At 62.0% G+C, this 12,937-nt stretch carries 7 protein-coding genes; 2 read left to right on the top strand and 5 right to left on the bottom strand.

Annotation, left to right across the window (positions count from 1 at the left end; genetic code table 11):
- The first annotated feature begins 23 nt into the window (after window positions 1-23).
- A complete protein-coding gene (locus AC07V8_RS14605; protein WP_494678840.1) occupies window positions 24-302 on the top strand; it encodes a DUF4212 domain-containing protein in 279 nt (92 codons plus the stop codon).
- The gene (locus AC07V8_RS14600; RefSeq protein ID WP_494678839.1) at window positions 299-2,335 is read left to right on the top strand and encodes a sodium:solute symporter family protein; all 2,037 of its coding nucleotides are present in this window, start codon (window positions 299-301) and stop codon (window positions 2,333-2,335) included. Before AC07V8_RS14605 ends, AC07V8_RS14600 begins: the two co-directional genes overlap by 4 nt.
- A gap of 518 nt (window positions 2,336-2,853) precedes the next feature.
- Here the strand turns inward: AC07V8_RS14600 and AC07V8_RS14595 are convergent.
- The 5 genes from AC07V8_RS14595 to AC07V8_RS14575 form a co-directional block, all read right to left on the bottom strand.
- Window positions 2,854-4,365 carry a M20/M25/M40 family metallo-hydrolase gene (locus AC07V8_RS14595; protein WP_494678900.1) on the bottom strand — a complete coding sequence of 504 codons (1,512 nt, stop codon included), beginning with the start codon at window positions 4,363-4,365 and terminating at the stop codon, window positions 2,854-2,856.
- Window positions 4,366-4,617: 252 nt separating this feature from the next.
- On the bottom strand, window positions 4,618-5,550 hold the full coding sequence (locus AC07V8_RS14590) for a transglutaminase family protein (protein WP_494678838.1): 933 nt from the start codon (window positions 5,548-5,550) through the stop codon (window positions 4,618-4,620).
- Complete coding sequence (locus tag AC07V8_RS14585) at window positions 5,550-8,099, bottom strand: circularly permuted type 2 ATP-grasp protein (RefSeq protein WP_494678837.1); 2,550 nt, start codon at window positions 8,097-8,099, stop codon at window positions 5,550-5,552. The genes AC07V8_RS14590 and AC07V8_RS14585 overlap by 1 nt, the downstream gene beginning before the upstream one ends.
- Window positions 8,100-8,220: 121 nt before the next feature.
- Window positions 8,221-11,580, bottom strand: a complete 3,360-nt coding sequence (locus tag AC07V8_RS14580; protein WP_494678836.1) for a transglutaminase family protein — start codon at window positions 11,578-11,580, stop codon at window positions 8,221-8,223.
- Window positions 11,581-11,673: 93 nt separating this feature from the next.
- Entirely contained in the window at window positions 11,674-12,900 is a 1,227-nt protein-coding gene (locus AC07V8_RS14575) for a polyhydroxyalkanoate depolymerase (protein ID WP_494678835.1), read from the bottom strand.
- Window positions 12,901-12,937: the final 37 nt, after the last annotated feature.

The following is a 12,937-nucleotide window of genomic DNA, read 5'->3' as shown; positions in this document are numbered from 1 at the left end:
TCAATCCGAGACCAGAACTATCCATGCCGACTTCCCCCTCTCCCAGCCATTGGCGCAGCACCAGGCGACTGACCCTGGCGCTGCTGCTGGTCTGGTTCGTCCTGACCTTCGCTGTCATCTTCTTTGCCCGAGAACTGGCAAGCATCACCTGGTTCGGCTGGCCGCTGTCGTTCTACATGGCGGCGCAAGGCCTGGCCCTGGGCTACCTGCTGATCGTGGCGCTCTATACCTGGCGGATGCACAAGACTGATCGCCGCCACCAGGCTGACAACATGGACAACGCGGACAGCAGCGCGCGATGAACGACAAATCCTTCTTCTGGCGGCTGGTGCGCTACTACGGCTGGTACACCGCCGGTTTCATCGCCTTGCTGGTGGTGCTGGCGATCCTGGAACAGGAAGGCTTGCCGCGCACCTGGATCGGCTATATGTTCATGTTTGCCACCGTGGTGCTGTATGCCGGCATCGGCATCATGAGCCGCACCTCCGACGTCTCCGAATATTATGTAGCGGGACGGCGCGTGCCGGGCCTGTTCAACGGCATGGCCACCGCGGCCGACTGGATTTCCGCCGCCACCTTCATCAGCCTGGCCGGCGGCCTCTACCTGCAAGGCTTTGACGGCCTCGCCTACATCATCGGCTGGACCGGCGGCTATTGCCTGGTGGCGCTGCTGATCGCGCCCTACCTGCGCAAGTTCGGGCAGTACACCATTCCGGATTTCCTGGCGGCGCGCTACCGCGGCCGCACCAGCAGCAATCCGGTGCGCATCCTGGCCGTCATCGCCACCGTGCTGATTTCCTTCATTTATGTGGTGGCGCAGATCTACGGCGTCGGCCTGATCACCTCGCGCTTTACCGGCGTCGATTTCTCGGTCGGCATTTTCCTCGGGCTGGCCAGCATTCTGGTCTGCTCTTTCCTGGGCGGCATGCGGGCGATCACCTGGACTCAGGTAGCACAGTACATCATCATCCTGTTCGCCTACCTGATCCCGGTGGTCTTGCTGTCGACGCAGCACACGCACAGTCCGCTGGCGCAGGTTTCCTACGGCACGGTGCTGACCCAGATCACCGATATCGAAAAGAAGTTCGACGCCGATCCCAAGGAAATCCAGGTGCGCGAGATCTTCAAGGCCAAGGCCGACGACTACGATGCACGCCTGCACAATCTGCCGACCTCCTGGGAGCAAGGCCGCGTAGAGGCCCAGCAGTACCTGGAAAAACTCAAGCGCAGCAACGGTTCGCTGATCGAGATCCGCGCCGCCAGCCGCGCCCTCAGCAACTATCCGAAAACGCCCGAGGAAGCCGAACGCAGCTGGCAGCAGGAGAAAGCCGGCTACCTGGCGCGCGCCGAACCGCCGATTCCGCAAGCCACGCCGTTTGCCGCCGCCAGCCCGGAAGCCTCGGACATCAAGCGCAACAACTTCCTGGCACTGGTGTTCTGCCTGATGCTGGGCACCGCCGCGCTGCCGCATATCCTGATGCGCTACTACACCACGCCATCGGTGCACGAGACGCGCAAGTCGGTATTCTGGACCTTGTTTTTCATCCTGCTGATCTACCTGACGGTGCCGGCGCTGGCGGTGCTGGTGAAATACTATATCTACACGTCGCTGGTCGGTTCCGACTACGCGCACCTGCCGGAATGGATCTCGTACTGGGCCAATATCGACAAGGCCCATCCGCTGGTCAGCGTCACCGACGTCAACCACGACGGCATTGTGCAACTGTCGGAAATCGTGCTGGACGGCGACATCATCGTGCTGGCGACGCCGGAGATCGCCAAACTGCCCTACTACATTTCCGGCCTGGTCGCCGCCGGCGGCCTGGCGGCGGCGCTGTCGACCGCGGACGGCTTGCTGCTGACGATTTCCAACGCCCTCTCGCACGACGTCTACTACAAGATGATCGACCCGCACGCCTCCACCGCCAAGCGCGTCACGGTGTCCAAGTTGCTGCTGCTGGTGGTGGCGCTGCTGGCGGCCTACACGGCATCGCTGAAGCCCGGCGACATCCTGTCGATGGTAGGCGCAGCGTTTTCGCTGGCAGCTTCCGCCCTGTTCCCGGTGCTGGCGCTAGGCGTATTCTGGAAGCGCGGCAACCAGGAAGGCGCCATGGCCGCCATCGTGGTCGGCTTCGTCACCTGCGTGTACTACATGCTGCACACCTATCCGTCGCTAGGCGGCTCCGCCAACGGCCAATGGTTCCACATCGTGCCAATGGCAGCCGGCGTGTTCGGCGTACCAGCCGGCCTGCTGGCCCTGATCGTAGTCAGCCTGCTGACGCCTCCACCAGACCCGCGCGCGATGAAGCTGGTAGATCAAATCCGCGCGCCGTAGTGCTGTTGAAGTTGCCGTTGATTTTACGGTTGCTTTTTTTTGCACGGACTAGCAAAAACGTTATCAAACCACAGGCCGTTCTTAGCGTGCCATCGCATGCACTCCGTAGCCCGTCAATTGGGGTTGATGTTGCCGTTGCCTTTGAAGTTGCGGTTGCTTTTGACGTACCCCGCATTGAGACGTTGCCAAATCCGGCGCGTGTCAGCCGGGAATTGTGAGGGGCATGTTTGAGCCGAAGGCGAGTTTTGCCCCTCACCCGGCTGATACGCGCCGGATTTGGGGACCCGACCGAAGGGAGGGCAACGGCTTTGCGGTCGCCTTCTTTTTGGTTACTTTTTCTTGGCGAAGCAAGAAAAAGTGACTGGCTGCCGGGCCACTCCCGGCAAGCCTCCACGGAGTAGCGAACGTTTTAGCAACCCTCAGGCCGTTCTTTAAAAACCACCGCACGCACTCCGTAGAACGTCAAATGGGGTCAGACTGACCCCAATTGACTGCTGTCGTGGCAGTTTTCAGGTCGTTCAAGGCTTGCTGTTCAAGGGCTCCGACAGAATGCCCACAAGGCTGTTCACGCCATTGATGTAATTTCCCAGCCGCATATTCTCATTGGCGCTGTGCTGATTGTTGTCGGCATTGACCAGCGGCACAATCACAAAAGGAACTTTCAGCGCATCGACCAGCGCACCGGTCGGAACGGTGCCGCCCATCATTCTGATCTGCACCGGCTCCTTGCCGTAGGTCTTGCTCAAAGAACGGCGCAGCCAATGACCAATTGGCGCATTCAGATCGGTACGGACCGCGCTGCTGGAAGCCGACGCCGACTCGAATTCAAGCGAGGCCAGCTTAGGATAGCGGGCACGATCCGCATCGCTCGGCTCGCCATTGACCAGGTGAAAACCCTGCTTCTCCACAAATCCCTTGAGTAAAGCCACCAAGGCCGCCGGCTCGGTTTCAGGTACGGTACGCAGATCCAGTTCCGCGACAGCCACCGCCGGCACTATCGTGCGCGCCTTCCCGCCAATATCTCCAGATTGCATGCCACGCACATTGAGCGACGGATATTGCATCGCTTCCTGATAGTTTTGCCCGACCTTATCCGCCACCGCAATTCCGAGACGCTGGCGCAATGCCGCTTCGTCGTCCGGCACCGCGCGCATGACGCGCAAGGAATCGGCGTCCAGCTTGACGCCATCGTAATAACCGGGAACCGTAACACGGCCCTCATCATCTTTCATCGATGCCAGCAAGCGCGCCAACAATTGCGCCGGGTTGGCGGCATAGTTACCGTAGTGCCCGCTATGGCTATCTTGTTTCGGGCCATAAACCTTCAAAGTGCCGACAACGATGCCGCGATTGCCGAACACCAATGTCGGCTGATTGCTGGGGTGCATCGGACCATCCAGCACCACCAGCATATCGGACTTCAACAAATCCTGATTGCGCTTAACGACGCCACCCAATGACGGCGATCCTTTTTCTTCCTCCGCGTCGAGAATGACCTTGACGTTGATCGCCGGCGTCTTGCCGCCGGCTTTGAGTGCATCGATCGCAGCCAGCAGCATCATGATCGGCGCTTTATCATCCGCAGAAGCTCTGGCGAACAAACGCCATTCAGGATCGACATCCTTGGCGAACAACTTATCCAGCGGCATGGCTTCCCACTGGCCTGCGGCATTGCGCTGTTTCAATACCGGCGCCCACGGACTTTTCTGTTGCCATTCAGAGGGATTGACCGGTTGTCCATCCATATGGCCATAAAACAGCACTGTGGGAAGAGCGGGATCGCTCTTGGGAAACTCGGCAAACAGCAGCGGCTTGCCGTTATTGGCCAATTGCCTGGCATGAAAACCGCGCCGCTGAAAAGCCTGTTCAAACCAGGCGGCGTTGCGCTGCATATCGGCGGCTACCGCGGAGTCGTTGGGAATTGCCAGCACCTCGGCCCATTCCTTGAAGCTTGCCTGTGCGGCGTTTTGCACTTGTGGCGCGATCGGTGGCGCGGCCGCATAAAGAGCCGGCGTCGAAAATATGGTCATGGCGCAGGCGGCCAATTGACAGTGCTGGAAGAATTTTTTCATATGCTTTTTATTTTATAGGGATGATAAAAAGTAGAAGTTGCGGCCCGGATCAGAGTAACGAAGAAGGTTAAGCGAATGTCGCCGCATGTACTCCGTGGCCCGTCAACTGGGGTTAGAGTAATTTTCGCAAAGTGCCGCGAAAAAAAACTCTGACCCCAGTCGACTGCCGCGTCGATGGTGTTAGCCATTTCAAGGTCTTGGCGCATTTGCTCAGACCGCGAATCCGAAGCCCGGCGCTTCATGTGCCGGCATGACGGTGACGGCGACATCCATAGTTTGCTGGCCGCCGCCGATCAATACTCCACGCAAGGGCGAGACATCAAGAAAGTCGCGGCCCCAGCCCAAAGTGATATGGCTGGTGTCCGGGAAAATGCCATTGGTCGGATCGGCATCGATCCAGCTGCTAGCCTGCCCATCGACGCCAGGACAATACACCGACACCCAGGCATGCGAAGCATCCGCCCCGATCAAGCGCGGCTGCCCCGGCGGCGGCTCGGTCAGCAGATAACCGCTGACATAACGCGCCGCCAGCCCCAATGAACGCAGGCAAGACAACATGAAATGCGCAAAATCCTGGCAAACCCCGCGCCGGGTAGCAAACACCTCAGTCACCGGGGTCGACACCGTGGTCGCCAGCGGATCGAAAGTAAACTCCCGGAAAATCCGCGTCATCAAAGCCTGGATGCCGTCCAGCAGAGACAAGCCTGGGGTAAACGATTCCATCGCATAAGCCAGGAATTCGCGCTTGATCCGCACATGCGCCGATTCAAACAGATAACGCGTCGCCTCCAGGTCGTCAGGCAACAAAAACTGCCCAGCCTGGTAAGACAGCTTGCCACGCGCCAGCTCCCACGGCGGCGTCGGCGGCGACAACTGCCGCTGGGTCAAGGTCACCCAGGAATCGGCGATGGCGCGCAGATCGGTATGATCGCTCTCCAGCGAAAACGACTGCATCGGATTGCCGAAACTATCCAGCAGCAGGCGCAGGTTTTGCGGCTCTGGAGCAATCGCTATGCCGTGCGAAGTGCAGGTCTGCCACGGCAGCGAACGCGGCGTCAGGCGCAGCATCTGGTGCGACAGCCGTACCGGCTGCGAGTAGGCATAATGCGTATCGTGGCGGATGTGGTAAACGTAGTCGCTCATCAGGACACCCCCTGGCTGACCGGGGCATTCAGCGGCGTGAAGAAATGCCGCGCCAGCTCATCGGACAAGGCAAAGGCGCCGGTGATCGCATCGCGCATCAGCTGCACCAGGCGCGCATGCGCATCCGCCACGAACAGCGAATCATGGCTGAGATCCTGCAACTCGAATTCGCGCAACAGCGCCGACAGATGCGCCGGCGTATCCATGCTCAGCGTCCCCAGCTGCCCTGCAATATCGCTCAGATAGCGCTCCAGCATCTGGAACTGGAACGCGATGCCGTGCGGATTGCTGGCGTCGAACACCAGCAGGTGCAGGACCGGCAGCCACTCCGGCGCGCGCCGGTAGCGCACGCGGTAGGTGACCACGCTGTTGGCCGACTCCAGCAGCCACGGCAAGATCTTGTTCTGCGCTTCCGCCGGCAGCCGCAGGAACTGGCCGAACAAGGTCGCCAGGTGCGTCATGCGTTCTATGTGGCGTCCCAGCATCAGGAAATGCCAGCCTTCGTCGCGCGTGGTGTCGTCCAGCGCGTGGCCGGCCAGGCCGACGCAAGCCTGGATCACATTGTTCAGCATGTGCTGCGCCAAGGCTGGCGTCATGCCGCCGACGCCGCCGCTGTCAGCCACCAGGCCCGGCATGCGATTGATGGCATGCCAGTTGTCGAGCGAAAGATGTTCGCGCACCTGGTAGCCGCAATGATGCAAATGGCGCAGATTGGCGGCGATGCTGGTGGCGGCAGTGGGATCGGCAACCGCCGCGATCAGGGCTTGCTGCATGGCGCTGATGGTCGGCCGTCCGCTCGCCGAGAGCGCCGGCAAGGCAATCCCGAGGCCACGGCAAATCTCGCACAGTTGATAGAAATTCTCGCGCGCATCGCCTTGCAGATCGGTGCTGCGCTGCAGGGTGGCGCGCAGCAGATGCGCCAGGTTGTCGCAACGCTCGGCATAGCGCCCCATCCAGAACAGGTTTTCTCCCGCATGCGATGAGATGTCGACGGTGCTGCGGATAGTGTCTAGCGAGATGTGCAGGGCGCGCTGCCGGCCATCCTGGTTTTCAGGCGGCGCAGTTGCCCCATCGACGGCTTCCGGCCGCATCTGCCCCAGCACCCAGACATCCTTGCTGGCGCCGCCCTGCTGCATCGAAACGATATCCTTGCGCTGGCGCGGCGCCACCCGCGTCAGGCCGCCCGGCATCACGTGATAGCTGCCGTCGGCGGCCGCCACCACGAACACGCGCAGGCTGACGGCGCGGCTCATCAAGCGATACTCGCCGCTGCGCGACAAGACCGGCGCCTGCGACAAGCGCACCCATTCCTGCGCCACATAGGCGTGCGGCTGAGCCAGCAGGCTGTCGATCACGCGCTGGCGCGACTGTGCGTTCAGGCTGTGGCCGTAGACCGGCTGCATGCGCATCGAAGGGAAGGCCGGCATGATCACCAGCTGTTCGAGATTGGCCAGCGTATATTCCAGCGCCGGCTTTTCGCCGCACCACCAGGACGCCACCGCCGGCAAGGCCAGCGGCTGGCCCAGCAAGCGCTGGCAGATGGCCGGCAGAAAGCCGTGCAAGGCGCCCGATTCCAGCACGCCGCTGCCGAGCGAATTGGCGATCAGCACATTGCCCAGGCGCGCCGCCTGCACCAGGCCCGGAATGCCCAGCGCGGAATCGGCGCGCAGTTCGAGCGGATCGCAATAATCGTCGTCCAGCCGGCGCAGGATCGCATGCACCCGGCGCAAGCCGCTCAGAGTCTTCAGGTAGACCATGTCGCCGCGCACCATCAGGTCCGCCCCTTCCACCAGCGGGAAGCCCAGCGTATGCGCCAGGAAGGCGTGCTCCGAATAGGTTTCGTTATACGGCCCCGGCGTCAGCAGCACCACCAGCGGCGGTTCGCCGCCCGCCGGCGCCAGTTCGCTCAGGCTGTTGTGCAGGGTATGGAAAAATTTCAGCAGCGACTGCACATGCATGTCGCGCACCGTGTCCGGCATCGCGCGCGACATGATCTGGCGGTTTTGCAGAGCATAGCCGGCGCCCGAGGGGCCCTGGGTGCGGTCCGACATGACCCACCAGTGGCCATCCGGCGAACGCGCCAGGTCGATCGCATACAGGTGCAGATGGACGCCGCCTGGCGGCTCGATGCCGCGGCAGGGCCAGAGATAGCCGTGCTGGCCGAACACCAGCGCCGGCGGCAGCAAACCTTCCGACAGCAGCGACTGCGGCCCGTAGAGATCGGCCAGCACCGCGTTGAGCAGCTTGGCGCGCTGGGTGACGGCGGCGGACAGGGTCTGCCATTCTTCGGCGGAAATGATCTGCGGCAACAGGTCCAGTTCCCAGGGCCGGTTGGCGCCTTGCGGATCGGCGTACACATTGTAGGTCACGCCGTCGGCGGCGATGGCTTCGCGCACCTCGCGCGCGCGGCGCCGCAGCACCTCCGGAGAAAGGTCTTCCAGCTGGTCGATCAGGGTGCGCCAGTGCGGCCGCAGGCGGCCGCCTGCCTCAAGCATTTCGTCGTAACGATCGGCCTCAGCAGGATAACTCTCGAGTAAACGCCGGTACATGGTTGATCGCTTGCGTCACTTGTAGTGGTTAAAGACAACCTGCTGCAGCGCAGGAAAAAGCGGCGGGCAACTTTGCACAAGTTGCCCTACAGCTTTTCCTGCCACCGACCGGCGAGGTTGGTCAGAAGTGACGTAAGTCTAACGTAAATGGGAACTCGACGGACGCTATTGCTGGCTTCACCTGCATCGTTCCCGGCGTGTGATTAAGGCGGAAATAGCGTCCCAGGCGGCGGCTTTCCGCCTCGAACGCATTGACCGGGAAGGTGTCGTAGCTGCGTCCGCCCGGATGCACCACGTGATACTGGCAACCGCCCAGGCTGCGGCCGTTCCAGGTATCGACCAGGTCGAAGGTCAGCGGCGAATCGATGCCGATGGTCGGATGCAGCGCCGACGGCGGCTGCCAGGCGCGGTAGCGGATGCCGCTGACGAACTCGCCGACGCGGCCGGTCGGCTGCAGCGGCACGGCGACGCCGTTGCAGGTGAGGACGTAGCGATCCGGCGCCATGCCGCTCACCTTGACCTGCACCCGCTCCAGCGAGGAATCGACGTAGCGGGCATTGCCGCCGGAACGGTTTTCCTCGCCCAGCACGTGCCAAGGCTCCAGCGCCGTGCGCAACTCCAGCGCAATGCCGTTGACCGCGTAGTCGCCGATTTTCGGAAAGCGGAACTCGAAGTGGGAGGCGAACCATTCCGCCTTGAAGGCATAGCCGGCCTGCTGCAGATCGTCGATGACGTCGCCGAAATCCTGCCAGATGAAATGCGGCAGCAGGAAACGGTCGTGCAGCTCGGTGCCCCAGCGCACCAGGCGCGGCGGCTTGTACGGCGTCTTCCAGAAACGCGCCACCAGCGCCCGCAGCAGCAGTTGCTGGGTCAGGCTCATGCGCGCATGCGGCGGCATTTCGAAGGCGCGCAATTCCAGCAGGCCGAGCCGGCCGGTGCTGCTGTCCGGCGAATACAATTTATCGATGCAGAATTCGGCGCGATGTGTGTTGCCGGTGACGTCGATCAACAGATTGCGCAGCAGGCGGTCCACCAGCCATGGCGCGCAGTTATCCTTGGCCAGCTGCTTTTCCATTTCGGCGAAAGCCAGTTCCAGTTCCACCACCGAATCGTTGCGCGCTTCATCGACCCGCGGCGCCTGCGAGGTGGGGCCGATGAACATGCCCGAGAACAGGTAGGACAGCGCCGGATGGTTGTTCCAGTAGCTGATCAGGCTGCGCAGCAGGTCGGGACGGCGCAGGAACGGCGAATCGCCGGTAGTCGCCCCGCCCAGCACCAGGTGATTGCCGCCGCCGGTGCCGGAATGGTGGCCGTCGAGCATGAATTTCTCGGTGGTCAGGCGGGTCTCGCGCGCCACCTCGTACAGATAGCTGGTGTTGGCCACCAGCTCGCTCCAGCTGTGCATGGGCTGGACGTTGACTTCGATCACGCCCGGATCCGGCGTCACGCTGAATTTCTTCAGGCGCGGGTCGTTGGGCGGCTCGTAGCCTTCCAGCAGCATCGGCTGCTGCAGGGTTTCGGCGGTAGCTTCGATCGCCGCCACCAGCTCCAGGTAATCTTCCAGGCGCGCCAGCGGCGGCATGAACAGATACAGCACGCCGTTGCGCACTTCGGCGCACAAGGCGGTGCGCGTGATCTGGTCGGCCGATTCCAGGGGCGCCGGTATGCTGGTGAGCTTGGCTGCAAGATTCGGATCGCTGCTGAACGCCGTGCTGTATTTCGGCGCATCGCTTGCTGCCGCTGCACTCTTGGCACTAGTGGTCGGCGCCAGCTTGTCGCGCTGCTGGTGCGCTACCGGCAGCGGCTGGAACTGCTGGGTCGGATCGGGCTGATGCACATAGGGATAATCGCCAGCCTTGACCCACGGCTGCGAATCGAGCGGCAGGCGATAGCCGAGCGGCGAATCGCCGGGCAGCAGATAGCAGTGGTCGCCGCGCAGGTACCAGTTGCCGCTTTTCCAGCTGCGCTCGTCGGCGCTGCGCGCCAGCGGCAGGACATAGCCGGCGACCTTGCGCAGGCCCTGCGAAAACACCCGCGCCAGGCGTGCCCGTTCCTGCTTGTCGTCCAGCCGCGAATCGGAAGGATCGACATTGATCGCCAGGCGCCGTTCGCGCCACAGGTAGTAGTAGATGTCTTCATAGGCGGCGAAGACGTTTTGCCGTTCCAGCGTCAGCCGCGCGGCGACGCTGTGCAGGAAACGCTCGGCGACGCCGTCGTCGGTCGCCTGCTTTTTTGTTTCATCGGCGATCAGCCCGGGCGTGTGCCAGATCGGTTCGCCGTCGCGGCGCCAGTAGCAGTTCAGCGACCAGCGCGGCAGCTGTTCGCCCGGATACCATTTTCCCTGGCCGAAATGCGGCAATCCCTGCGCTGCATATTGCTGGCGCAGACGGTGATACAGCTGCGCCGCCAGCGGCTTCTTGCCCGGTCCCATGGCGGCGGTGTTCCACTCGTCGCCCTCGGGATCGTCGAGCGCCACGAAGGTCGGTTCGCCGCCCATGGTCAGGCGCACGTCCAGCGCATCGAGGTCATCGTCGATGGCATGGCCGAGTTCTTCGATCTGCTCCCATTGCTGCTCGCTGTAAGGCTTGGTGACGCGCGGCGATTCCCAGATGCGGGTGACGCTCATCGCGTGGCCGAATTCCACTTCGCTCGGTTCCACCATGCCGCTCACCGGCGCCGCCGACGACGGCTCCGGCGTGCACGACAGCGGGATGTGGCCTTCGCCGGCCAGCAAGCCGGAAGTCGGATCGAGGCCGATCCAGCCGGCGCCCGGCAGATACACTTCGCACCAGGCATGCAGATCGATGAAATCGACCTCGGTTCCGGAGGGACCATCCAGCGATTTCTGGTCCGCCGTGAGCTGGATCAGGTAGCCGGAAACGAAGCGCGCCGCCAGGCCCAGGTGGCGCAGGATCTGCACCAGCAGCCAGGAGGAATCGCGGCAGGAGCCGGAGCCCAGGTCCAGCGTCTGTTCCGGCGTCTGCACGCCCGGCTCCATGCGGATGGTATAGCTGATCAGCTGCGCCAGGCTCTGGTTCAGATTGACCAGGAAGTCTTCAGTGCGCGTCTTTTCGCGCGGCACCGTATCCAGGAATTTTTGCAGCTGCGGCGACACCGGCAGTTTCTTGCGGTAGGGCTCCAGCTCGTTGAGCAATTCCGCAGCGTAGGAAAACGGCACTTTCTCGGCATACGGTTCGAGAAAGAAATCGAAGGGATTGAGCACCGACATTTCCGCCACCAGGTCGACCTCGATCTGGAATTCGGTGGTCTTTTCCGGAAACACCAGGCGCGCCAGGTAGTTGGCCTGCGGGTCCTGCTGCCAGTTGATGAAATGCGGCTGCGGCAAGATCCGCAGGGAGTAGCTCAATATCCGGGTACGGCAATGCGGCGCCGGCCGCAGGCGGATGATCTGCGGGCCGAGGCTGATGGCCTTGTCGTAGCGGTAAGTAGTGAGATGGTTGAGTGCAACGTGAATCGACATGGCTATCCTTTGCGACAATCAACAATCAATCAATCGGCCAGCGAAAAAATTCTGCTGCCGGATATTCAACGAACTGAAAAAAAACTTACTGCTCTACGGCTCATGGCTGTGGATGAATTCGCGCAGGCGCGGATAGATTTCATTGTCCCAGCGGCGGCCGTTGAAGACGCCATAATGCCCTACCCCGGTCTGCACATGGTGCAGCTTCATGTACGGCCGTATGCCGCTGCACATGTCCTGCGCCGCCACGGTCTGCCCCACCGCGCAGATGTCATCCTTTTCTCCTTCGACCGTGAACAGCGCGGTGCGGCGGATCGCTGCCGGATCTATGGTACGCCCTAATGCCTGCATTTCACCAAGCGGCAATGCATGATCCTGGAACACGCTTTGCACGGTTTCCAGATAGAACTCCGCCGCCAGGTCCGACATGGCGAAATACTCGGCATAGAAAGTCTTGATGGCATCGGCTTTTTCAGCCTCCCCTTCGACCAGATAGTTGTACAGGTTCTGGAAGGCTTTCAGGTGGCGCTCCAGGTTCATGTTCATGAAGGCCGTCAGCTGCAAAAAACCGGGATAGACCTGGCGCTGGCTGCCGGCATAGCGGACGGGAACGGTGCTCACCAGGTTTTTCTCGAACCAGGCGATAGGCTTGCTTTTCGCCAACTCGTTGACCGCGGTCGGATTGATGCGGGTATCGATCGGACCGGCCATCAGGGTCATGCTGGCCGGCTGCGCCGGATGGTGCTCGGCCGCCATCAGCGAGACCGCCGCCAGCGCCGCCACGGTCGGCTGGCAGACCGCCACCAGGTGCGTGCCGGGGCCGATTTTCTCGATGAAGCGGATCAGGTGGGCGACGTATTCGTCGAAGCCGAAGCGGCCGTCGCTGAGGGCGACATCGCGCGCATTGTGCCAGTCGGTGATGTAGACGTCGTGATCGCGCAACAGGGTTATGACAGTGCCGCGCAGCAAGGTGGCGAAGTGGCCCGACATCGGCGCCACCAGCAGGATCCGCGGTTGTGGAGCCTTGGTTTCCTTGTGGAAACGCAACAAGGTGCAGAACGGCGTCTGGTCGGCTACCTCTTCTTGCACCGAAACTGTGCGGCCGCCGTCTTCCGCGCTGTTTATCCCGAATGCTGGGCGCTGATGCGTCAACCGGGTGCATGCAAACACTTCGCAGGCCGCCGCCAGCTTGCGCAGCGTCAGGCTCTCCGGCCAGCCCGGCCATCCGGCGCCGAACATTGGTGCAGTAGCGCCAGCCAAGATGCGCATGGGGTCGCTGAGGTCCGCATAGCCCTGATATGCCTGGTAAATTTTCGTCATGGGACTACCCTATTATTGGAATGCCGGCATTCCCTTC

The sequence above is a fragment of the Collimonas sp. GW821-FHT02H07 genome (genome assembly GCF_059421505.1).
Note: the sequence above shows the minus strand (reverse complement) of the source record. Positions and strands in the feature narration are given on the sequence as shown.

Bases quoted from the DNA above. Each gene is read 5' to 3' on its own strand.
- AC07V8_RS14575 (WP_494678835.1), bottom strand. From the start codon at position 12,900: ATGACGAAAATTTACCAGGCATATCAGGGCTATGCGGACCTCAGCGAC.
- AC07V8_RS14580 (WP_494678836.1), bottom strand. From the start codon at position 11,580: ATGTCGATTCACGTTGCACTCAACCATCTCACTACTTACCGCTACGAC.
- AC07V8_RS14605 (WP_494678840.1), top strand. From the start codon at position 24: ATGCCGACTTCCCCCTCTCCCAGCCATTGGCGCAGCACCAGGCGACTG.
- AC07V8_RS14595 (WP_494678900.1), bottom strand. From the start codon at position 4,365: ATGACCATATTTTCGACGCCGGCTCTTTATGCGGCCGCGCCACCGATC.
- AC07V8_RS14600 (WP_494678839.1), top strand. From the start codon at position 299: ATGAACGACAAATCCTTCTTCTGGCGGCTGGTGCGCTACTACGGCTGG.
- AC07V8_RS14590 (WP_494678838.1), bottom strand. From the start codon at position 5,550: ATGAGCGACTACGTTTACCACATCCGCCACGATACGCATTATGCCTAC.
- AC07V8_RS14585 (WP_494678837.1), bottom strand. From the start codon at position 8,099: ATGTACCGGCGTTTACTCGAGAGTTATCCTGCTGAGGCCGATCGTTAC.